The organism is Paenibacillus sp. FSL H7-0442 (assembly GCF_038593105.1).
GTDB classification, from domain to species: domain Bacteria; phylum Bacillota; class Bacilli; order Paenibacillales; family Paenibacillaceae; genus Paenibacillus; species Paenibacillus polymyxa_D.
On sequence record NZ_CP151963.1, the window covers coordinates 5,208,281 to 5,233,193 of the forward strand.

16 protein-coding genes are annotated in these 24,913 nt (G+C 44.1%); all 16 read right to left on the bottom strand.

Annotation, left to right across the window (positions count from 1 at the left end):
- On the bottom strand, positions 1–2,367 hold the full coding sequence (locus tag MHH57_RS22985) for a copper amine oxidase N-terminal domain-containing protein (protein ID WP_340933431.1): 2,367 nt from the start codon (positions 2,365–2,367) through the stop codon (positions 1–3).
- Positions 2,368–2,907: 540 nt separating this feature from the next.
- The gene (locus tag MHH57_RS22990) at positions 2,908–4,254 is read right to left on the bottom strand and encodes an efflux RND transporter periplasmic adaptor subunit (protein ID WP_069010000.1); all 1,347 of its coding nucleotides are present in this window, start codon (positions 4,252–4,254) and stop codon (positions 2,908–2,910) included.
- A 19-nt stretch (positions 4,255–4,273) separates the two neighbouring features.
- A complete protein-coding gene (locus MHH57_RS22995; RefSeq protein WP_342434577.1) occupies positions 4,274–7,411 on the bottom strand; it encodes an efflux RND transporter permease subunit in 3,138 nt (1,045 codons plus the stop codon).
- Between the two features lie 352 nt (positions 7,412–7,763).
- On the bottom strand, positions 7,764–11,783 hold the full coding sequence (locus tag MHH57_RS23000; RefSeq protein ID WP_039271533.1) for an S-layer homology domain-containing protein: 4,020 nt from the start codon (positions 11,781–11,783) through the stop codon (positions 7,764–7,766).
- A 190-nt stretch (positions 11,784–11,973) separates the two neighbouring features.
- Positions 11,974–13,104, bottom strand: a complete 1,131-nt coding sequence (locus tag MHH57_RS23005) for an MraY family glycosyltransferase (protein ID WP_029514606.1) — start codon at positions 13,102–13,104, stop codon at positions 11,974–11,976.
- Between the two features lie 137 nt (positions 13,105–13,241).
- Positions 13,242–14,003 carry a WecB/TagA/CpsF family glycosyltransferase gene (locus MHH57_RS23010; RefSeq protein WP_029514607.1) on the bottom strand — a complete coding sequence of 254 codons (762 nt, stop codon included), beginning with the start codon at positions 14,001–14,003 and terminating at the stop codon, positions 13,242–13,244.
- Positions 14,004–14,011: 8 nt separating this feature from the next.
- Entirely contained in the window at positions 14,012–15,148 is a 1,137-nt protein-coding gene (gene csaB / locus MHH57_RS23015) for a polysaccharide pyruvyl transferase CsaB (RefSeq protein ID WP_069010003.1), read from the bottom strand.
- Positions 15,124–17,139, bottom strand: coding sequence for a DUF5693 family protein (locus MHH57_RS23020; protein WP_342434578.1), 2,016 nt, complete (start codon positions 17,137–17,139; stop codon positions 15,124–15,126). The genes csaB and MHH57_RS23020 overlap by 25 nt, the downstream gene beginning before the upstream one ends.
- 259 nt (positions 17,140–17,398) lie before the next feature.
- Positions 17,399–19,117 carry a phospho-sugar mutase gene (locus MHH57_RS23025; protein WP_069010005.1) on the bottom strand — a complete coding sequence of 573 codons (1,719 nt, stop codon included), beginning with the start codon at positions 19,115–19,117 and terminating at the stop codon, positions 17,399–17,401.
- A gap of 98 nt (positions 19,118–19,215) precedes the next feature.
- Positions 19,216–19,662 (bottom strand): 3-hydroxyacyl-ACP dehydratase FabZ, encoded by a 447-nt coding sequence (fabZ, locus tag MHH57_RS23030; protein WP_342434579.1) that lies wholly within the window; start codon positions 19,660–19,662, stop codon positions 19,216–19,218.
- Between the two features lie 766 nt (positions 19,663–20,428).
- On the bottom strand, positions 20,429–20,641 hold the full coding sequence (locus MHH57_RS23035; RefSeq protein WP_069010007.1) for a DNA-directed RNA polymerase subunit beta: 213 nt from the start codon (positions 20,639–20,641) through the stop codon (positions 20,429–20,431).
- A 10-nt stretch (positions 20,642–20,651) separates the two neighbouring features.
- Positions 20,652–21,479, bottom strand: coding sequence for a flagellar hook-basal body protein (locus tag MHH57_RS23040; RefSeq protein ID WP_342434580.1), 828 nt, complete (start codon positions 21,477–21,479; stop codon positions 20,652–20,654).
- 13 nt (positions 21,480–21,492) lie between these two features.
- Positions 21,493–22,377, bottom strand: coding sequence for a flagellar hook-basal body protein (locus MHH57_RS23045; RefSeq protein WP_069010009.1), 885 nt, complete (start codon positions 22,375–22,377; stop codon positions 21,493–21,495).
- A 121-nt stretch (positions 22,378–22,498) separates the two neighbouring features.
- The gene (locus MHH57_RS23050; RefSeq protein WP_023990703.1) at positions 22,499–23,497 is read right to left on the bottom strand and encodes a rod shape-determining protein; all 999 of its coding nucleotides are present in this window, start codon (positions 23,495–23,497) and stop codon (positions 22,499–22,501) included.
- Positions 23,498–23,668: 171 nt separating this feature from the next.
- Positions 23,669–23,956: a sporulation transcriptional regulator SpoIIID gene (spoIIID, locus tag MHH57_RS23055; protein WP_007432737.1), complete on the bottom strand. Its 288-nt coding sequence runs from the start codon at positions 23,954–23,956 to the stop codon at positions 23,669–23,671.
- A gap of 201 nt (positions 23,957–24,157) precedes the next feature.
- Positions 24,158–24,898 carry a M23 family metallopeptidase gene (locus tag MHH57_RS23060; protein ID WP_209947806.1) on the bottom strand — a complete coding sequence of 247 codons (741 nt, stop codon included), beginning with the start codon at positions 24,896–24,898 and terminating at the stop codon, positions 24,158–24,160.
- Positions 24,899–24,913: the final 15 nt, after the last annotated feature.

Sequence of the window (24,913 nt, forward strand, 5' to 3'; positions counted from 1 at the left end):
TTAGTTGTTGTTTTCAACAGTTACTGTTTTAGCAGTTGCATCGTAGTTAATGGATGCATCCAACGCTCTGCTCACCCAGAAGATAGGCAGTACAGTACGGTTTTTGTTAGTTACAGCTTTAACGTCCATACGAACCACAGAACCGTTAATAGTCAACAGGTTTGTGTTCAGTTTGATTTGAGCAACGCGGTCACCTTTAATCAGGGTAACTGTGGAAGTTGCTTTGTCAAACAGGATGTTTTGTGGGGATACACCCAAAGCTTCAGCTGCATAACGTACTGGCAAGTAAGTGCGTCCGTTTTCAGCATAAGCAGCTACATCAGAAGTTTTACTTTCGCCGTTCACAGTGTAGGAAGTGCTTCCCAGTGTGAAGACAGCTTTAGTTTTAGTAGCACCTGGAGCTGGAGTTCCAACAGTTGCGATTGCTACTTCAGCAGCTGCAGTGTTGTTGTCTTTCCAGTTTTGAGTGTTGTCAGTTGCGCCTTTGTATGCAGTGTAAGAAACTGCGCTACCTTTCAGCTTAGCAACGATGTCGCCTTGAGCTACAGTACGGTCAACAGTCAGCTTAGGAGCCGAGATTGTGATTGTACTTGGAGTAGCAGATTCGCTGTCGATGTAGAAGCTCAGACGGCCTTTGTTGCTTTCGCCGTAAGTATCAGTAGATACGCTCTTCACTTTAACGTCACCAGCTGTAACTTTTACTTCTGGAGTAGAAGCAAAACGTACGCCTGTTGGCAATTCCAAGATTACTTCACGGCTACCGTCTTTCTTAACGAAAGCTTCTTTAGCAGCTTCAGTGATTGTGATATCGCCAACTTGTTGATCGCCCAGACCGATTGTCAGGGTTGGTTTGGAAGCAGCAGCCAGAGTAACTGCTTGTTTCACAGTAGCAACCTTAACAGTACCGCTCAGACCTTGGCTACCAGCAACATCAACGTTCAGATCGCCGGAGAAACCTGGTTGCGTTGCAACTTCAACGTTCTTCAGTTTCAAAGTACCAGCGTCAGTTGTGCTGTTTGCGCTATTGAAAGTCAATTTCAAAGTACGTTTGTCAGAGTCAGTGTAGGAAACTTCTGCTCCACCCAAACCGTTAGTGTTTTCCATAGAACCAGAGAAGTTACTTCCTGGGTTATTGCTTTCAAAAGTCGACTGCCAACGAGCACCTTCAGGCAAACGCAAAGTTACAGTACGTCCTTTTACGAAAGAGCCAGCAACAGTTTCTTTAATTGTAACATCACCAATTTTTTGCTCGTCATGACCAGCAAGGATTGTTGATGGAGTAGCAACAGAAACGCCACCACCGATTTGACCGTAGCTACCTACTACGAGGGAGCTAACATCAGTTGTTGCATTACCAGAGATACTAACAGTAACATCGCCTTCTTTAGCACTGTTTTCATCATCAACATAGAATCCTACAGGCAATTGGAAAGATGTTTGCTCACCACTTACTTTATCCAAGGACAAAGTCAAAGTATCGCCGTCAGTGGAATATTTTACGTTTTCAGGTTTGATATCAGTACCAAACAGAATAGTAGCTGCGGATTTAGGAGCAGAATCCCATTTGAAACCGCTAGGCAATTTCAACTTAATGTTGTTGTTACCCAATGAACCAGCTGTTTCTTCTTTAACTTTCAAAGTTGCAGTAAAGTTTTCTTCACTGGAAACAGTATCAGCTGCGCTCAAAGAAATTTGACCAGAAGAAACCACGTTACCAATCACTACTTCGCCACTAGTCAAACCGCTTGCGGAAGCAGCATCAATAGCAACTTTGATAGGTCCATTGCTAGGTCCAGTAACATTGATTTTACCAAAGTTCAGATAAAGATCAGCAGCATCAGCAGAGTTGCTGAAATTCAATTCAACTTTTGCAGACTTGTTAGTCAGTTTAGTAACTACAATTGCATCTGCATCTTTATATCCAGTAGATTCAAGGTTTTCAGCGTCGTCGTTATCTTTTGCATCAAGATATACACCCAAACCATAAGTAGCGTCAGTAGCAGTTCTTACGCGACTAACACCGTTTCCAGCGCCAGAAAATTCAAAACCTTTTGGCAATGTTACTGTAAACGATGCACCAGGTCTGATGGAAGCTTGGCTAATGCTAACTTTTGCTCTACCCAATTCAACATTCGTTTTTGCACTAGAACCAATACTAGGGCTATTCAGGTTTGATAAGCTAGAAGCTGCATGGATTGCAGTTGGTGCAGTCAATGCTGCGATTGGAGCTGCTACACCAGCAACCAATGTTGCTGTTGCCAGCACGTTAATCATTTTTTTATTAAACTTTGTCATAACCTTTTTTTCTCCTCCTTGAATATAACCAGAAATATTATTTTTGTCTTTTTGTCGGATCTTGTCACTCATCAGTCGTTACACCTCCTTTCCGAGCTTTATGAGAACCCTTATAAAATGATATCTGTGACAATATCACAGAAGCTTGGAATCTAGTTGAAAGAAAGCGTCCATTTATGACGTACTCCAGTATTATACAATGTGATAACAATGCAGTAAAGATTTTTTTTAGCGAATTTTGTCTTTACGCTTTTGTACCCCTTTGTTTCATACTCACCCAATTAGACGTAGCATGGGTTCAAAAAGTTGCGTCTGTTTCAAAAAAAAATTATTTTTTTTGAATTATGTATTCCGCTTTCCACAGTCATAATTATACTATTGAACCTGTTCCTCCGTCATCCTACAACTTTTACCTTATCAACCTTAAATGTACAAGGGTTATTTTCATACATCAAATCGGTCTTTAATGGAGTATATTCGTTAAGAATTATCCATAGAATATATAAAGTACATAAAGTCTATAGATTCCCTTGAAATCTAATACTCTAATACACTTTAGGTAGTAGAAATGACGGAGTAACAGTGATTTACCGTAAATATAGCCGCGACAAATTACTTCACTACATTAATCTTCGCGCCATCCGTAAGCAGACTAACGCCCTTAACGACAACATTTTGTCCTTCAGCAAGCCCCTTGGTTACCTCAACCTGTTTGGCACTTTCCTGGCCTGTCTGCACCTCTACCCGCTTAGCCACTGTTCCTTCCACTACATAAGCATACTTTTTCCCTGCCTGCTCCGTAATGGCATCCTGCGATACCAAAATGTTTTTAGGAACTTCTGATTTCATGTATACAGTTACAACCATCCCTGATTTTAATTCGCCAGAACCATTAGGAACTGATACCTCAACAGGGTATGCCTTCAGATCATTATCCATTACCGGATTGACAGCCGATACTTTGGCCTCAATTCGCTTATTTAACGAGTCCACGCCTACAGTCACAGATGAACCCACCTGCATCTTGAGAAGCTCAGATTCAGAAACGTTAACTTTAGCAATAATAGGATTGGTATTTGCTATTGTAGCAACCGCGGATTGTGCACTAACCATTTGCCCCTGGGTTCCTGTTACTACCGATATCGTACCGGAAATCGGAGCTTTGACCACAGTATCCACCAGTTGGCTACGTGCTGTATCTAAACTGGACTTAGCTTGATTGACAGAAGCACGAGCTACGTCAATGCCTGTTTTCTGTTGGGCAAGACGTAATGATTTTTGAGCATTGCTATATGTTGTTTGCGCACTTTGCTTGGACGTTTGTGCATTGTGAAGTGTGATCTGTGCATTCTCCACTGCAGTTAAAGCCCTTCTATGCGCTATTTGAGACTGCTCTAACTCAGATTGAGATAGAGCACCCGCACTAAACAACTGTTGGTTGCGGTTGAGCGTATTTTGAGCATCACGCACGGAACTCTGAGCATCGACCAGACTGGTCTGAGCTTGGGTGATAGTGTTGTCTTGCTGGACAAGCGCACTTTTGGCTTGATCCACGCTGGATTCTGCCTGCTGTACCGATTGCGCTGCACCTGACTCTGCTTGTTTTAAATTGGCCAGGGCAACCTGGTAAGACTCCTGGGATTGCTTAATCGAGTCTTGCAAGTCCTTTTGGTCTATAGTAAACAATGTGTCGCCTTTATTTACTTTTTGGCCCACTGTAAGGTTAATACTTTGAATTTTACCACTAATTTTCGGAGACACCTGAGCTGTCTCTTTGGGAGCAAAGCTTCCAATAATACCTGTTGAATCGTTAATACTACCTTTAGCCACTTTTGCTACTTGAACTGGAATGGCTTGCTGCGCCGTAGTCGGTGCGGCAGGGGCCTCTCCCCCACCGCAACCAGCTAATGCAACTGATAAAAGCAAAGTTGTAGCAATCAGAGCACTTTTTTTATTCATTATGTTTCTCCACCTCACCTTATATATGAACACTTTTTTGTAGTTTCGCTTCTTTTTTTAATTCTCTCTTCGCTTGTCTTTTTAATTTCCGATTCTTACGTTTTTGTATCATATTATCCATGATGACGTAGACTACCGGAATAAGAATCAATGTAATAACAGCTGCGAAGGATAACCCGAATACAACAACAACTGCCATCGGTGCTTGTGTTTCGTTACCCTCTCCTGTAGCGAATGCCATTGGGATCAAAGCTAGTACAGTAGCCAGCGTGGTCATCAAAATCGGACGCAACCGCTCAGACGCTCCATGAATAATAGCTTCATCCCGATCTTGGCCGTCTTTTCGGAGCTGAATTATAAAGTCAATCATAACTATGGCATTGTTGACGACCAAACCGACGAGCATGATGTAACCCGTCAAAGCTGAAACGCTGAGACTCGCCCCGGTTACAGCTAAACCGATAAGCACACCAATTACCGTAGGTGGAACGGAAAACATAATAACAAACGGTGTGAGCAACGATTCGAACTGTCCTGCCATAACCATATAAATGAGCACGACAGATAGCAAAATAGCTATCGCCAAGTTCATGAAAGACTCTAGCATTTGTTCATTTTGTCCACCACCCGTGTCTGCACTGTAGCCTTCTGGGAAGTGAGTACTCTTCAAAAGAGCATCTATTTTTTGATTAATAGTAAGAATATCCCCTGTTCCATCAATATCAGCTGTAATCTGCACTTGACGCGTTTGGTCTTCACGAGTAACAGTATCGGGTACAGTCCGTTTATCAATACTTACTACAGAAGACAAAGGTACATCAATACCTTGCGAAGTGGTAATCCGTAAGGATTTAAGATTTGACAAATCATGGCGGTTTTGCTCTGGCAACGATATCTTCACATCAATCTGATCTTCACCTGTACGATAGCTTGTGGCGACTGATCCATTAAAAGAAGTATTCACTGCTGATAAAATTTGAGTTGCTGATAAGCCATATCGACTCGCAAGCTCCCGATTAACGGTAATCTCATATTCTTCGCGAACAGCACTCAAGGTACTTTTCACATTGACCGTACCCGGTATGTTTTTTACGTCCGCAACGAGATTGTCTGAAAGTTCTCTCAGGACGTCAATATCGTCACCTTTTAAGTTAATATTAACAGCCGCTCCGCTTGAAAGGCCTGTTGTAGACGCCATTGTAATCTCTGCATCCGGAATGCTATCAAATTTCTTACGAAGGCCCTCAACTACACCATCTGTTGGCTGATGTCCATCCTTCAGCGTTACGCTTAGATCCGCCGAATTAGTTGGAGCTGCCCCTGAATAACCAGAATTGCCACCAGAACCAACAGTCACTGTCATTTTATCTAGATCCGGAACTTTCAAAATTTCTTTTTCTATATCTTGAACAACCTTTTCCGTTTCTTCCAAGACCGTTCCATTAGGAAGTTTCACGTTAATTGTGAATTCCCCAGTATCGGATGCTGGGATAAATTCAGCCTTAACGAATGGAACTAGAGCCCCGGCTGCCACAAACATTAATAAAGTAATAATTAACACAGATTTTCTATGGTTAATTCCCCACTTCAGTATACGGCGATACCCACCCTTAAATTTCTCGAAGCCAATATTAAACCACACAATAGGGTTAACACCCTTATAAGTACCTGAAGAATAAATGGATTCATCTGGCACGGTAGGTAGCCAACGTGATCCCAGCATCGGCACAATCATAAGGGATACAAGCAAGGCTGCAATGTGAGAGAAAATAACGGTTAACGCCAACGGTTTAAATAGAACTCCCGCAATTCCATCAACAAAAACAACTGGTAAAAATACTACGATCTGCGCAAGTGCAGATGCCATAACGGCATTACCCACCTGCTTGGAGCCATCAATAGCCCCTTGTAGCATGCTTTTCCCTTCATGTCGCTGTCTAAAAATATTCTCAATAATAACAACCGCAAAATCGACAAAGGATCCTAACCCCAGAAGCAAACCGCTCAGTGAAATAATATTAATGGTTTGTCCGGTGAAATACATCATCATAAACGTAGCTACGAAGGAAATTGGAATAACGATAGTAGCAATAATGGTAGAACGTATACTATTCAAAAATAACAGCAACACAATAGCTGCGATAATAAGTCCCAATATAGCATGCTCTACTAATGAGTGTACGGAGTCGCTAATGGGTTTGGATGCATCTGTTACCATCTCCAATTGAGTTCCCGGAGGCAATTCCTTCCGTATCGAATCTAAACTTTCCTTCACAGAATTGGCGATGGAAAGGGTATTCCCCCCTGTGGCTTTAGTAACAGAAATATTGATACTTGGCTTTCCGTTATAGGTAGAAATGGTTGTAACATCATCCAAGGAATCTTCAACTGTCGCGATGTCCTTTAGCTTAATGCTTCCCTTCCCTACTGGAATTGGCGTTTCACCCATTTCTGAAACAGCTTTATACTCACCTTGAACCCGAAGTTGAATTTCTGTAGTGCCTCGATAGACCGAACCAGCAGAACCAGCTACGTTATTAGACGATAGCGCCTGGTTAATTTGATCTAGCGTAATGCCATAGCTTTGAAGCTTGGCTTGGTCTACAGTAATCTTCACAAGCCGAGCTTGCCCACCTGACATGTTGGCTGCAGCTACTCCCGCAATTCTTTCAAGCCGCGGCTCAATAATATCTTCAGCAATAGGCTTCAACTTGTTAATATCCTGGTCTCCTGTAAGAGAGAGCGTAATAACCGGCGTTGCGTTGAGATCCACCTTAAGGACACGCGGCGAATTAGCCGCCTTGGGAAGAGACCCTTTAACCCCATCAACTTTATCTCGCATGTCGAGGGTTGCTTGATTGATATCTACTCCCCAGTTAAATTGAATCATGACCATAGATGTTCCTTCTGAAGACTCGGACATGATTTTATCCACGTTCTCAATAGAAGCCAGACTTTTCTCAATAGGTTTAGTAACCAATTCCTCAACTTCTGTAGGCGTTGCATTTGGAATACTAGTCACCACTGCAGCGAATGGCAGCTTCATATCCGGCATTTGCTCTACAGGAAGTCTTAACGCAAAAATACCGCCCCCGATTAGCAAAGCAATAATTAACATAAATACTGTTACAGGACGGCGTATTGAAAACTGAGACATCTCATCACTCCCCACTCACTTCTCTATGTAATATTAAAACACACACATCCTCTACTACGATGAAATAGGCGTAAAGTTTCAGATAAATGTGTAAAAAAAACATATAAAAAAATAATAAACACATTTTGAGATAAAAGCTTAAAAAAAAGCAATTAATTACAGACGTTTAAGCCAAATCCAAAATAAAAAACGTTGTAAGGCTAATCCAAAGTTCTTACCTCATTGATATTATGGCATAGGCCCTTAATTCCAGTCAAATAGCTGATTTATAAAAAACATCCCTCTCATGTATATGAAAGGGAATTTCCATTTCGCATGGAGGGATGTTTAATAATTTCAGGTGTTTTGTTGATTAGATTTTAGGAAGCAGCTTTTTATCAGCCATAACTTTAGCTACAATAATGGCTGCATCTCCACGCAAGGTCAGGGAAGTAGGATTAAACATATATCCTTTTTTCAGATCGCTTGCATCAACAGGTGAACCCGTAATAAAGCCTTTCTTGGCAATAGCCAACACAGATGCCTGTGCATAGTAATCAATTTTGTCCGCATCTTTAAAGGTCTTAGACAGATTCTTCATGATCTTGTCATGATCTGTTTCAAGCTTCAAATTCAATGCCTTAGCGATAATGACTGCTGCATCTTGGCGTGTGATTACATCTTCCGGCATAAAGATTCTTGGTTGCGAACCTTTGACAATACCAGCGCGTGCAGCTGTTTCAATATAACGATAATCATAGAGCGCATCTGCTGATATCGTATTTGGAATAGACACGTCGTCAAAATGCTTCGCTCCGCTGAAATTAAGCGGAATTTGCAGACCTTTGACGATCATAGACGTAAATTCGCCTCTTTTAATGTAGCTGTCAGGTCCAAAGCTATTAATTGGATCCATTGGGTTCATGACACCTTTAGCCAAAATGGCTTCGATGTAATCTCTGGCGTATTTGTGCTTAATGACATCACTATACGTTTCTCCAACTTTAGCAACTACATAGTAACCGAAACGATCAAACGGTACTTTAATGGTGTGTTTTTTCGGATCCACCACACCACCAATGTTCTGCCAGTCTTTAAGATCAGAATCAAAATAGAACACCGACATTTGTTTCCCTGCATCTTGAGCAATACTACTATCATACGTCAGCGTCAATGTAGCACGCTTGGAAGGTACTAACTCGTTAGATGGGTCACGCCAGTAGAAGTTTTTGATCTTGCTACTGTCATTTTGCGACTTGTTAGCCAATTGATAAGGATCAGCACCATATGTCACTGGATCGTAAGCATCCGTTTTGATATCATCTGCGGTACCTGGGTCAATCCAGAATACTGGACTGGACTTGGTAAAACGACTTGGGAAATCCCGGTTGAAGTATCTACTTCCGTCTGCAATCAAGCTCCGCATATCGGACAATGCTTTTTCAGTTTCAAATTCATGACGGTCTACCACACCATCTTCGCTATTTGCTATCGCAAAATACAAAGTATGCCCAGAGAAAACCTGGTTTTTGAATTGCTGTGGTTGATCGTAATCCCGGCGAATTAGACTCGTTCCCTTTGCAAAAGCAAGTGTAAGATTACCATCGAACACTTTGTGCGATGTTTTCATCGCTTCCATGTACTGCTCGCCAGGAATATTTGTAGGCACATATTTAACAGTAATGGTTTGTTTTAGTTTTTCCTTGCCTACTGTAACCACTACATCAATTTTATTATCTTTGTTAGCTTTTAGACCTGTAACGATGGCTTTGTAAGTTGATGGGTAATCAACAGTACCATCATAGTCAGAATCAAATCCTTCTTGAACCGCTTTTTCCTTACCTACCATAACACTATCTGCGTTACCTGCGTTTACAACAACTTGCACAAAGTTTTGATTCACGATCCGTTTTTCAGGAAGCGGACGCAAGATATCAAAAGATGTGGATTGACCGGATACTTGCAGTCGGAAAGTAGCAAACGGCCCGCTCTTGCCACTGTTGTACAAGGTAATGTTATAAGCTACTGGTGTTCCATCTTGCGAAATAGTTTGGTTTTTCAACACAAAGCTGAAATACTTTTTGTCCGGATGGTAGTACACAAGCAGGTCTTTTAAATCTTTATTAGTAAATTTATCTGTAGTAGAACCGGAATTGTATGTTGTCTTAGCATCTTCTGCTGAGAAAAACTCGTTACTCAACGTCCAGTTGAATTCACTGTCATCCGATCCCTTAATCTCCAAAATATATTGATCTTTATTGGCAATATCACTTAACGAACCATTTACCTGATCTGCTTTACCCAAATCGGCAATACTGAAAGTACCAAATACATTGATATTTTTCAGAGATGTATTGTAGTTAGTATCATCCACTTTGGTGAAATTAGCATCTTTTGATTTCGGAGCAATTTCGCTATACTTCGGTGTATTGCTCAAGCCGCTAACTGGTGTAAAAGGGATGATTCCTTGTGTATTTGGAACAGGAATTACTGGAATATTCGTCTGTGTAAAGTTTACTTTTACCGTATTGCTGTACTCAATACCTGGCTTGTACACAAACTTGATTTCATTATTCCCGTTCGCCAAGGCATTGGCTGCGGCTGTCTCTGAGGAAGCAGCAAGCTTGAAGTCCGCTCCTGAACCATCCAGATCAACCAATACATTATTAACATACAGGAATACATTTCGGTTACTTCCAGTGTAATGAATATCCGCTGCGTTGCTCACATCAAGCAATTTACCTTTAAAGTAGCCCAGTTGAGTCAATTTATAGGTATTCAAGTTTGAGCTGGATGTATTTAACGGAATTTGTTGCCCATCATAAATCGTATCGTATTTCATGAACGGACCCTGCAACAGATTCACCGTTGCTTTAATTAATTTGGTCGAGTCGCCATTCAGGTAAAAATTCAGTACGTTTTGTCCTTCTTTAGGCAAAGTGTCTACATAAGCAACGATTTTCTTCACTTGTGTTGACTTACCATTGATTGTCCGAATCACATCTTGAGGTGATCCTACAGTATGAACTGACACACCAGAAAGTTCACTAATTGAAGAAGGTGCACCGTTAACAACGATGAACTCCATACCAACAGGAACAGATGGAGCATCTGTAGTCTTGTTCTTCATAGAGCTTCCAGTTAATTTCAGAGCTTCATCTATAGCAGCTGCTTGATCAGACCCGCTTCCCTTAATTCTGCTCAACAATTGATTATTAAAATCAGGAAGATAGTTAATATCATCAATATACGGCTGAGTGCTGCTGCGCAATGTAAATTGGACAGCCGATGGAGCTGGAGGTGTACTGCTATCCGTATAGGTTATGCCCAGAGATGCCCTGGTCAAATGATCAATAACAGCTTCTGAAGGTACAGTCACCTGAAATGGATATACTTTATAACCATTTGATGTAACCACATTTGCAGTATCAATTGTGGCATCAACTCCAGTCGCACTACCCACAGCGCTACCATTGTTACTCACATCGGTAAAACGCGCATTGATTGTGGCAACTCCTGGATCGGTTGGACCGCCTGGCACCAAAACATTACCTTTTAAAACCACACCACTTGTAGACGATACGGTAAAGTCAGGCGAAGTGGTCAGATCGGCAGAAACATTCCCATCCTTGTTCAAGGTCAAATCAGAGAATTCCGGTTTTCCCGTATAAATCGTAATTTCACGTGTAACTGTAAGAGCCTGAGTTCCGTTATTCACTTTAATATTCACTATATTTTTACCTGGACTGAGTACCACACTACCTGTTAATTTATATGCGGTATAAGAGTTAACTGTATACGTATTACTGCTTTTTGCAGACGTAAGCGTTACACTGTCGGCATTAGGCGCCGTACCTTGAATGACTACTTTAACATCATCCGTACCGCTATTGCGAGCGTCTGTTAACACAGCTGTCTGGTTCTCTACTAATTGCTCTGTTTCACCATTCAGCGTAGCAGACAGATCATAAACCTTGGGTCCATCCTGGTACTCTACGTAAATAGAATCCTTCATCTCAGCCGAGTTTTGGCTACTTTGGAATGTAATTCGGTTCAAACCAGGAAACAGTTTGATGTCTGTAATTTGAAGTGTAGAGCCACTGACCGTAATTCCGCCTTTTTGACTCTCATTTTTATTCACCACATTAAGGGTCGTTCCATTTTTAGAGAGCTGGAATACACTATATGATATCGTGCTTCCGTTCACTCCGTTAATCGTACCGTTAACTGTAATACGGTCGGTGTTCACCGATCTGGCCGAATCCGCATCATACTTCTCATTTGGAAAAATGAAATAAGTTCCTGTCGCAGCATGAGCCGTACCTACCAGGGCCGCCGGCACCAAGCCAATGATGAGACCAACCGTCAGCAACATGGATAGCAATCGTTTCAAATCATTGTCCTCCTTTGATTCTGTCGCACCTTGGGGTACGTAATCATTCAATACTTTTTTTATCGGTAGTAAACATACAAAAAATTAGTAAATTCTCAAAAAAGGAGGGAGTTTTTTTACAGCAAACATCAAAAAAGCCTCCAAACCCGCGGTATACCGCCAAGCTTGAAGGCTTACTTTTAAATTAAAATTATAATTTCGAACGCGTCTGGGAATCTGGCTTAGCCAACAACCGAATCAGTGTGTTAATAACTGGGCGTTTGGTTTTGCCAACAAGACCAATAACCTCTGCACCGATCTGTAGGAAGAACATCATAATACAAATCACGACAAAGGTGACCCAGTTCGCTTCATTAAGCGCAGCAGACGATTGAATCACGGCCAATACACCGAAAAATGCAGCAATACCGTAGATAATCAACACCGTCTGTCTGTGACTGAAACCTAGTTCGCGTAGGCAGTGATGCAAATGACCTTTATCCGGAGAGAAAATCGGTTTTTTCTGCAACTTGCGACGAATGATAGCAAAGAATGTATCTGACAATGGTACACCGATAATAATCAATGGCGTAATAAAAGATACGATAGCAATTTGCTTGAAACCAAGCATGGATAGCATGGCCAGACAGAAACCTAAAAATAATGACCCTGTATCACCCATAAATATTTTTGCAGGATGAAAGTTAAAAAATAGGAATCCGATAATACTGCCCAGCAGCACAAGACAAAGCATAGCTACCATGTAATTACCCATCAATATCGACATCACAAAAATAGTTCCAATCGCAATGCCTGAGACACCTGCAGCCAGTCCATCCAGACCGTCAATCAAATTGATGGCATTCGTTACACCTACGATCCAAAAAATCGTAAGTGGAATGGAAATCCAGCTTTCCAAAGATGAGTATGCATCCTGAAAAGGTACATTTACAAAATCTACACGAATATCAAAAGCAAACACGACCATACACGCAACGGCAATTTGAGCCAAAAATTTCAATTTTGCATTGAGATCGAAACGATCATCGAGAGCACCAATCAGTGTAATCAGCGTACCGCCAATCAGAAAGGCTGCGATAAAGTTAATATCCCGAGAGGACAGCATTCCGTCAGGCACAAAAGGTAACACCGCCAATAAGGACAACAGAAATGCCAAGAAAATCCCCAGTCCGCCAAGACGCGGCATAATTCGGGTATGTACTTTTCGGGCATTCGGTACATCGACGGCTCCAACCTTCACAGCGAATTTCTTGACGAGCGGTGTCAATAACAGGGCAAGTCCCAGTGCCATGATGAACCCAATAATATAGATCAATAACATTTGATCATTCGACCCCCAATTTTAAAGCAATCCCTTTTCAGATGTAACCGCATTGAATTATACTCTGATCAAAAATAAATACCAAGCTTCATATTCTGGCAAATTAGCGGGTTTTGGAGGCAGATTCAAGCTATTTATCACACTTTTGTGACGTTTTCTTTTTCGCGCATCACTTTCGCGGCGAATTTCGGCAGCGCAAGCATTCTTTTGTAACGGCTTGGCTCTTTGAGGAGTCTATATAACCATTCAGCCCGTAGCTTTTGAAACAATTTAGGTGCGCGTTTGGTTCTGCCTGATATAACATCGAAGCTGCCGCCAACCCCCATCATCACCGGTACACCCAACTTTTCCTTATATTTACCAATCCAGGGTTCCTGTGTGTCCGCTCCACGTGCTACAAACAATAAATCAGGATTTGCTTCACGAATAGCTGCAATTACGGCTTCATCCTCTTTTGGTCCAAAAAAACCATCACGCTTGCCACAAACCGTAATTGCGGGATAAAGCTCATGTACCCGCTTTGCGGTCGCTTGAATCACCTCAGATGTTGATCCCAGTAAATAAACCTTCCAATGATAGTTTTCGCCAGCTGCAAGTAATTCATGTAACAAGTCAAAGCCCGCTACACGCTCAGGTACAGGATGTCCTACATAGTTTGCAGCCCACACTACGCCGGTCCCATCCGGGACAATCAGCTCCGCCTGTTTCATCACGTTCATGTACACTGGATCTTCCAATGCTGCCATTACCATTATCGGATTGGCAGTGATCACTTGATGGGGCCGGCGAGACTCCACTGCTTGAATTAATACATTTAATGTATCTTTCATATTAAGCCTTGATACCGGAACACCGAAAATCGGGACGGTAGGCACATTCGTAACCTTATCAACTGTCACTGTATCCATCATCCTTTGCGACACAAGTAATTAACGATATGCTGCGCCGGTAAGCGAGCCTCACTTTTTAACAAAGCAATGGCCGCTCCCTGGCTCTCGATCCATTGACTTCGCTGATCCAGCAACCGCATAGACTCATTAGCCAGTTTTTGTCCATCCAGTGCCTCTGTAGTGCCTACAGGCTGGCTACCGACACGGCTGAGGAAATGATCAATTTTAGGATCATAGGATATCCCCAACGGAGGCACCTGATGGGATGCTGCATAGATCAAGCTGTGTAATCGCATCCCGATCATCAAACTGCAACCACTGACTTCCAAAAGCATCTGTTGAGGATCGGTGACTTGATCACACATGCTTACAATGCTTCCCGTCCCCCTAATATCCCCCAACAAATCCATTACCATCCTTGAAGCCTGCTCGTCATCAGGCAGATGGAAAGGTAAAAAACGTAAGTGTACACGGCGCTCAGCAGCTAATTTTTTTAAGCCCTCCGCGATAGCCTTCAAATCGCGGCGTTCCTTATCCCAGTAACGTACAGATACGCCAACGATCGGGGGTTGATCCTGATCAGTCTCAGTTGCTGCTTTATGCAGCTCGGAACCTCGGGGCAATGGAAGCCCCATTACCGGATCAGGAACAACTTCGACAACCGGGTTCTTTAGTTTCATAGTATCCAGTAGTGCGGCAGACTGCTCATCTCTTACAGAAACATATTCACAGCGCTGAAACACAGAACGGATCATAGGATAAAATATCTTCCGTTGTACTGGACCAATGCCCTGAGCATATACAAACGTCGGCTTTCCAGCCCATTGGGCCAGTTTCAGAATCGCCAGATAATACGGAATACTTTTAGGGCTTGTTGCATCCTGGAGCAGACTCCCGCCGCCACTTATTAGCCCATCGCTGTTTTTAATCGCTCTACGAACTTCCCCCAAACTCATCCGCGGTACAGCTTCTACTCCGTACATTTTCTGTGTCCAAGCAGGGTCAGAAGATAGAACAACAGGCTTGACCGTGATACCCGCCTGACGGCTCTCCTCCTCTAAAGCTGTCAAAATCGACTTGAGCACCGCCTCATCCCCACTATTGTGAAAGCCGTAATAACCCGAGATGATTATCGTTTGAGCTGTGGTGACCATTTCTTCCAACACCCTTCCAGCACTTGCCACACGACAATTGCGATGATTCCCAGCACCAGACCGAAGCCCAATCCTAACAGCCCGCGACTAAGCGACAGTGCCGCTGGAGAGTGAATGTGAGCAAAGGTATCCACCATAGAGGCTTGACCAATAGCAGCTATAATCAGCAAATAGATTGCTTTGCGATATTTCAAACTCAGGAACGCTCCTGCAATAAACAGTGGGTGAGCCATCAAAAATTCCTTATTGCGTGGACGTACGCCAAACGCATTTTCAAGGAAGTTCCGGAATGCCAGCTCCGTATTCGACACTGTGCCCGCATTTCCAGTACGAGTCAAATAGTAATAACCTGCGGCTGCGATAACAGCCAGTGCGATCACCCACAATACAGTAATCGGCGTACGTAGCAGCTTGGAAATCTCCTCTCGTATAGAAACGCCACGATAAAAGAAAATATATATCGCTGCCAAGAAGATCGGCAGAATGTGAAGCAAGCTTACACCTCTGAATTGGTTCAGCACAAGGCTGTAAGCAATACTATTCAACAGAGCAATAACAAATGGTACTGCAGCCAGCGACAAAATCGCTGTCCGTACGTACAGTATAAGCGTTTGAACCAAACGCTGACCTGCAGAAAGTTCAGCCCCCTGTTCACGTTTAATTCTAATCGTGTGCACAGCAATGATCATTGCAACCGTTGGTCCGCTAATCGCCGCGAGTAGGGCTAGACCTTGCTCCATCAAGCTGGAGTTCAAAACATAAAGTCCTGCTGAACCTACCAAACCGAGTGCAAATGCCAGCAAAGTCAATGCCGGGACGAAATAGGACACCATAATGGAGAAGAATGCCAGTGCACCTAGTACGACAATCATTTTCAGATAGCGCTGAATGGACGAATCGACTACTTGGAATGGTTCAGCCTGTCCGAGTTCAAACCCCTTTTTCTCCATCCGTTGTACAGCGTTACCCGGCTTATCCAAGCTGTGGATCAGGTTATCTACCGAATCCTTCACCTTGGCTTCAGCAATACTACGGCTAGGCGCGGTATTCAGATACAACATGCGAATATTACGATCCTTGGTAGCCAGAGCAAAACGATCGGCCAACGTTTCCACATCCAGCGTTGCATCTTTATCGCTCAATGAGTATAAACGCACAACGTTATAGTGGATATCGTAAGCGAGCTTATTGAAGCCTGCTTGCGGTTTTTTTAAGTTTTCGATAGCAGCTAGGCCAATATCGTATTTGTTCAGCAATTTAGCAAATGCCGCTAAGCTATGCTCTTTCTCGTTATCGGTGAAGCCTTTGACTGAATCACCTTCAAACAAAATGCGTTTTACACCATTCTGCTGAAAAGAAGCAAGCATCTCTTCTGTCAACTCCTGGTTATAAGGAAGACTGTCGCTCATCCGTGGAACAATAAAAAATCCTTTGCTCCGAAGCTGCTTCATCGCAATCGGGTCAGGCTGCATGGGCTTGAGGTACGCATCCTCTGGAGATGTTTCCACAACTAACCCTTCCTGTCCCTGATAAGTCCAAGTTTTTACATTTATGTCCAGGCTTGTAAACGTACGTAAAATTAACGGCTTTAATGCCTCCGCATTTTCTTTGTCAGCAAAAACAATATACGTAAAATTCTCATTTGCAGGTGAAAGCCGTTTTTCCATATCGGCAACGTTCTGAGTCGTATAGGTTACGACACGGCCCGCTTTACGGAAATCATCCAACGTACTTTCATACATCGCCATGCTGTTCACACCCGCTTGCTGTAAGCGGTCAAGCTGCTCATTCAGATAGTCCTGCGGATGAGCCTGATACGAGGCTGCCTCCGTCAAATCCCGATAATCGAATACAATCTCTACTTTTTTACTCGAGGATTCTGTCTTCACACGATCGGCGATGACTGGAATGGAAGCCAGCAAGCCGACAGCCACCAAAATCCATAACCATTTTCGAGAAGCCGTATTCCAATACTGCCATTTCTGATACACCAAAGAACCTCCTTAATATTCGGGATTTTGCAAAATTCAATGCTGCCCACCTTGTCGTACTCAACCTTTTGGTAGGTCACTCATTGAATTTTGCAAAATCCTCCGTTGCCGGAATAAGCTTATTTTCCCAAAGCCTCTTCCAGGTTATTCTGCAATACAGAAATGACCTCCACGGCGTACTGCCCTTTGCCGTGAGAGGTCACCGATTACTATATCTTATCCAATTACCTTAACCTATTCTATTATAAAGGGATTTTTCTCAAGCGTCTACGCGAGCCATAACAGCATCGACCAGGTGGCTGATTCTTTGCTCCGCGTCTGACAGCGAGGAACCGCGTACCGCAAAGTATACTTTGATTTTCGGCTCTGTTCCCGAAGGGCGCAGGCAAAACCACGAACCGTCCTCCAGTAAGAATTTGAGTACATTTTCCTGTGGAAGACCGTCCAGACCTTGTGAGTAGTCCAGTACCTTATCTACCTTCACGCCTGCAATCTCTTGAGGCGCGTTGCTACGCCAATCGGTCATTTTGCCCTGAATCTGTGCTACTCCATCCTTACCCTTAAGAGTACGAGACTCCAGCTTCTCAAGGAAGTAGCCAAACTGCTCGTACAGCTCTTGTAAAACATCATAGAGCGTCTTACCTTGTGTGCTGTAATAAGCAGCAGCTTCAGCGATCAGCATAGCCGCCAAGACAGCATCCTTATCGCGAGCGTAATTCCCTGCCAAATAACCATAGCTCTCTTCATAGCCAAACAAGTAGGTGTACTCGCCAGTTTGGTCAAACTGGTTCATTTTCTCGCCAATATACTTGAAGCCAGTTAGCGTGTTAAACACGGTTGCTCCAAAATGTTCGGCAATAACTGCACCCATTTCGCTGGTTACGATGGTTTTGATAACAGCCCCATTATTCGGAAGCTTGCCTGTTTCTTTCAGCTGATTCAATAAGTAGTAAACCATGATCGCACCAGACTGATTACCGGACAATACTACATATTCGCCATCACGGTTTTTCACAACTGCACCCATACGGTCAGCATCAGGGTCTGTTCCGATCAACAGATCTGCACCAATTTTCTCACCTAGCGCAATTGCCAGTTTAAACGCATCGCGTTCTTCCGGGTTTGGCGACTTAACAGTCGAAAATTCAGCATCTGGCAGCTCTTGCTCAGGTACAATATGCACCTGTTCAAAGCCGATTTTCTCCAGTACACGACGAACCGGTACATTTCCAGTGCCATGGAGAGGCGTAAACACAACTTTGAAGTTTTTGCCTGGTCCGGCTGCAATCAGCTCACGGTTCACACTCACACTGGCTACCGTATCTACAAACGCTTCATCTTCCTCTTCTCGAAGCCAAACCAACAATCCCTGTGCCTCTGCTTCCTCACGTGTCAGACTGCGAATGTCAGCAAAAGAAGGAACCTCACGGATATAACTAATTACCTGTTCAGCCTGATCAGGAACAAGCTGACCCCCTTCATCGTTGTATACCTTGTATCCATTATACTCAGGAGGATTGTGACTGGCTGTTACAACGATCCCTCCACTGGCTCCCAAATGACGTACACTAAACGAAAGCTGTGGCGTTGGACGCAAGGAAGGGAACAATTTAGCCACGATACCATTGCCCGCCAGCACCAAAGCTGCATCCAGTGCAAACTCTGGTGAAAAATGACGCGAATCATGCGCAATGACAACCGAAGGTTTGCCTTCTTTACCAGCATGCTGTTCTAAAATATAGCGAGCCAGCCCTTGAGTCGCACGTCCAATGACGTAACGGTTCATCCGGTTACTCCCTGCTCCGATCACTCCACGCAGACCGCCTGTGCCAAATTCCAGCTCTTTGTAAAAGCGATCCTCCAGTTCCTGCTCGTTGCCTTCCAATGCGCGCAACTCCTGTTTGGTTTCTTCATCAATATAAGGGTCTTGCAGCCAGCTCTCAATGCCTTCTAATGCTTTTTTACTCAACTGCGTCATACGGAATTTCCCCTCTCCATTTTTGGTTTATCAAAACAGGATTTCTATGTACACTTGCACTCGGTTCAGACCTCGTGCTTATGTCGGCAGAGCTTTATTTATTGGGGAGGGTCAGATAGAGCAAACATAATTTCGCCCTCAGCTACTACCGTATCGCCTACTTTAGCCGTAGCTTTCCCTTTGCCAAATGCGCCTTTGGAACGAGTGATTTCCACTTCAAGCGTTAACGTATCCCCAGGAACCACCTGTCCTCGGAAACGGAAACCATCCAATCCTGCCAAGAACCCGATTTTGCCACGATTGCCCTCTAGGTGCAGTAATGCGACTGCCCCAACTTGAGCCAGTGCTTCGGTAATCAACACACCAGGCATAACGGGATACCCCGGAAAATGTCCAATGAAATGAGGCTCATTCATCGTTACATTTTTAATGCCTACTGCTCTTTTCCCTTCCTCCATCTCAATAATACGATCAACCAATAAAAATGGCGCTCGATGTGGGATAATCTCCTGAATTTGATTAACATCCAATTGCAATTTGTCCATTTACCTTAATAACTCCTCCCGCTTGCAGGTCTGACTCTGTATCAATCATGAGTTACTGCAAGCATAATATTACCCCGCCTACGCTGTATAAAAACAGCTCTTGGCGGCAACAATGTTAGATATCCTTCACCTACTGCAGAAGTGGAGGTTGAGATAAGGGGCTTTTTCCGCCGGTTATGCAACCTGAGGCGCGAAGAAGCCCTTTTGCCCGTGCTTGGTTTTACCCCGCAGTGTTATAAACTTCCCCATCATTATACAGTTATCAGATGCAAAAAGAAAATTACGCGGAAGTACCATATTGTGTGCTCCTAATATGGTGTAAAGCGGGAATTCATTTGAGCTAAAGGGAGGGACTACGGGGATGGATCATTCTTCCGATCGCTGTTAACCTCGGATTTCCCATTGTATAAGAATTCAAGGGTAAAATCCGAGGTTAAAGGCGAAGCTATCGCTTCTTCAGAACGATTCCATCCCCTCCGCCGAGTTACTTTTAGCTCAAAAGAAAAGCCTCGCTTCAATAATGCTCGCTTGTCGGGAAAGGCGGAACAAAAGTGAAGGCCTCTGCGATGGCCTTCACTGACCGCAATCCATGCGTGGGAGTTTCCTGCCATTGAAGACGAACAAAACCCTGCGCCGTTGGCACAGGGTTTTGTTTTTATATATACTCCCCACACAATGGCGGGGGGTTTATTTTAATAAGAGTGGCACTAATGGCGGGTAGCAGCGGAGCGGGCTTTTCCCGCCACCCCACTCTTTTAAAGTAAACTTAAGGCGCAAAAATAAGATCAATGACATGCTGCCAGGTTCTCCATTCAAATACGCCTGACAACCCTTGCTTACCTACAATTACATATCCTGCAATTAAGCCGCCTAACAGCGATAACAGGAGCAGCAACGGAACTATGAAATAACGAGCAGTACGCCAGCGGGACTTCGTCTTTACAGGCACCGGACGGGAATCAGATTGTTCTTCTTTCATCACCAAATCCTTAAGCCCTCAGATTGTTGGCCATGTTCATCATCGTATCGCTAGAAGTTAATGCCCGTGCCGCCATTTGATACATCCGCTGAACTTGCATCATATCCGTCATTTCGCCCGCTAAATCCACATTAGATTCCTCGAGATAACCGGAACGCACAGATACGTCCGCTGGAACAGCACCTGCCACACCTGCAGCTCCGAATACATTTGCCTCTGTTACACCATTCAACAACACGAACAGGTTATCATCCCGCTGTTCCAGTCCTTCTGGACGCTGTACATCCATTAGCTTGATTCTCTGACCAACTGTCGTAATCCCAGTTCCATTAGCACGAATCAGCAATTCGCCATCCGAGTTAATAGCCACCTTGGAACCCGCTGGAGCAGTCACAGGAACATCATTGTTATCTAGCACGGAGTAGCCTTCAGCAGTGGTCAACATCATCGTCGCACTATCACTCGGATCAGGAATAAAATGAAAGCTACCATCACGGGTCCAAGCTTTTTGCCCATTTCCCTGAACTTCAAACATGGCATTACCCTGGATCGCCAGATCAGTAGGAAGTCCCGTCTCCTTGAGCGGACCTTGCTCCATATTTTTCATGATTGCGGCCGTTTTAACTCCGTAGCCCAAATTATAACCGAGCGGCATGGCCCGTCCATTTTGGAGATACGTTGAAGGCTGTTGTTTCACATTGGCCAATACATCTTCAAAGGAACCCTGTTTACTCTTATAACCAACTGTATTGACATTGGCAATATTATCGGCAATTAAATCCAAACGCTGCTGCACACTGGCCATAGATACCATTGCACCAATCATGGAGTTGTTCATCACTTACCCCCTGTTATACACGGCCTACTTCATTAACGGCCTTGTCCAAGCTTTTATCATAAAATTGAATTACCTTCTGATTCGCTTCGTACGCTCTTAACGCAGCCATCATATCCACCATTGACTGTGAAGCATCTACATTAGATACCTCCAGGTAACCTTGACGAACGGATACAGCATCATTAGCGGTCATCATTCTAGCTGTAGCACCATCAGTATCATTCAGGCGGAAATTCCCATTACCCTCACGAACGAGCTGATACGGACGATCAATGACACTAATACCGAGCGTCGTCCCCAACGTCTGGTTGGACTGGCTATCTACCAATTCGCCCCGCTCATTTACTTTAAGCGCTGAGACAGCCCCGGTCAATTGAATTGGTTTTCCATTCGTATCCAGCACCGCTGAGCCAGTCGATGAAAGCAATGCTCCCGCTCCATTTACTTGAAAATGCCCGTCACGTGTATAACGAACATTACCATTACTGTCCCGCACCGAAAAAAACGCTTCTGGACGGTAGGTGACTTCACCGTTAGCATTGATGAATTTTCCCGCCTGATCAAAAGCCATAGGTTGACCAGTAGCTGGGTCGTTCACATTAATATTGGACTGTATCGCAAAATCCGTCGCTTGTCCACTGTCCTTTAATGCTCCCTGAATGTAAGGGGAGAGGCTTTCCTCAGCAAAAACGCCAGTATTGAGCTTGCCGACCGTACGGTCCGGGTTATCAGGGTTACCACCCGTCATGGAAATAAGCATTTCGGGGAAAGAACGCTGAACACTGTTCTCCTGTTTGTATCCCGTCGTATTCATATTAGCAATATTTTGCGTCACGGTGTCATGGCGTCGTTGTTGTGTCATCAATCCGGCGGCCGCAGTATATAAACCTCTCAACATGTAACGTGCACCCCAATCCTATACTCTGCTAAAATCATATGCTCGCGCGGAGGCACGAAGGCCAAAATGCTAGGCAACCTGCCTGACCGCACACGAGTCTCTTATAGTCACTATCGGCAGATTAGAACTTTTTCTTAACCACATGATCCAAATTATCTAGCATAATTCCTGTACCTTTAACAACACAATGCATCGGATCTTCGGCAACCAGTACGGGAACGCGCAGTTCTTCAGCAAGTAGCTCGTCCAATCCGCTAAGCAAGGCACCGCCACCAGTCAAAATAACACCACGGTCAATAATATCAGCTGACAGTTCCGGTGGGGTCTGCTCCAATACAAACTTGGCCGCAGCAACAATCGCTGACACAGGATCTCTAAGTGCATCCTGCACTTCATCTGCAGATATACTTAACGTTTTGGGCAATCCGGATACCATATCCCGTCCACGGATGTCCATCTCTGCACGACGTCCACTCGGATGCACAGTTCCGATAGCAATCTTGATATCTTCAGCCGTACGTTCTCCGATCAGAAGCTTGTACTTCGTTTTTACATATTTCATGATGGCTGTATCAAATTTGTCCCCTGCCATTTTAATGGAAGAAGCTGTTACGACATCCCCCATAGAGAGGACTGCAACGTCAGTCGTTCCGCCACCAATATCCACTACCATGTTGCCGCTAGGCTCAAAAATATCCATTCCTGCTCCAATGGCAGCCGCTTTTGGCTCTTCCTCCAAAAATACTTCCTTGGCCCCGCTACGTTCCGCCGCTTCACGAATCGCTTTTTGCTCCACTGAGGTAATGTTCGTTGGCGCACAAATTAGAATACGAGGGTGGCTGTACCAGCTTTTCCCCCCCACCCGATTGATAAAATATTTTAACATCGCTTCTGTTACTTCAAAATCGGCGATGACACCATCACGTAATGGACGGATGGCTATGATATTACCAGGAGTACGTCCCACCATACGGCGCGCTTCCTCTCCGACAGCCAGGACTCTTTTTGTATCGCTTTCTATCGCGACAACGGAAGGTTCGTCAAGAACAACCCCCTTCCCTTTGACGTGGATAAGCACGTTGGCCGTACCGAGGTCGATACCGATATCATTACTGAACATATTAAAAAGGCCCCCAAAGTGATATTTTAAAAAGCTAAGATTCGACAAGAAGCGGCAAATATATGTATAAACCTACGGTTACATGTCATTTTTCGTCTTGTACCATCTTTTAACATATCATACTTCAGGGGGTTGATTCAATGGCTTTGCCAGCCAATTCACTATATATTTTTAGGACTTGCCGGAAACGAGAATTTCCCTTCGTTTGCCACTCGTTTTTTTGTACTTAATTTTCGTGGCTTCTCCCCCCCGCAGATGGCGGATGGATTTATGGTATTCAAGAATGTGCTTCACCTGATCGGCAAGATCCGGGTTGATTTCAGGCAGCCGTTCGGTCAGATCTTTATGCACCGTGCTCTTGGAGACACCAAATTCCTTGGCAATCGTACGGACCGTATTCCTTGTTTCCACGATACAGCGACCGATTTTGATGGTCCGTTCCTTGATGTAATCGTGCACGCTCCCGCCTCCCTACTGTGGATAGTTTGGTACATTATATGAGGAGCGTGCCTATATATTCGCGGTTTGGCGGGAAGACATGCTTCGGAAGGCCTATTTATTTGGCAAAAGCAGCTTATGTTTACCTTATGCACAAAAACTACACAAGAAAAAAGCAGGGAATATGGATTCCCCGCTTTGCATGCAAAGCCATGACCAGATTTATTTTTTAGGAAGCAGACCTGCTGGATTCACAGGCTTGTCATCCTGATACACTTCAAAATGCAAATGTGTTTTCAAATCCTTTTCAAGCTCGTTACGACCCGCTGAAGCAATCACATCGTTTTGTTTCACTTGATCGCCTTCTTTTACTTTCAGATCACTCAAGCTTTGGTACACCGTTTTGAGATTATTATCATGCGTAATTTCTACGACATTACCTACCAGCGGATGTTGTTCCACACGAGATACTTTGCCACTCAGGGCGGCTCTTACTTCAAACGCCTGATCGTCAGTCCGGGAAAGATCAATCCCAGTGTTAGCGGTAAATGTTTTATCGTACTCTACCATAGCTGCCGCCTGCTCATCAGCGGTCGCATTCTCATCAAAGAACGGCTTTACGACCTGTACTGCGCCAGCATCTGCCACTGGCCATGCGATATTTTCCGACTGGGCAACGACTTCCACGCTTTCTGGCTGTTGTCCGTTAACATCGGTATTCATTGCACTTGTGCTTTGTACCGATGGACTAGCTGGGTCAGGTTTGAAAGACTTCTGGCTGGCATCCTGATAGACCCACACTAAAGTTAGTATAATGGCTGCTGCGGCAATGTAGGCTGCCGGGTATGCCCACCTTTTGGACAACAGCTTTTTCCACGAAGACGGCCGCGAAGCTCTTCCACCCTGAAAGGTTTTGGGTGTCTCTTCATGGTTTTGGTTCTGGTTTTTATTTTGTTCATTCATTTGCTCATCACCTCA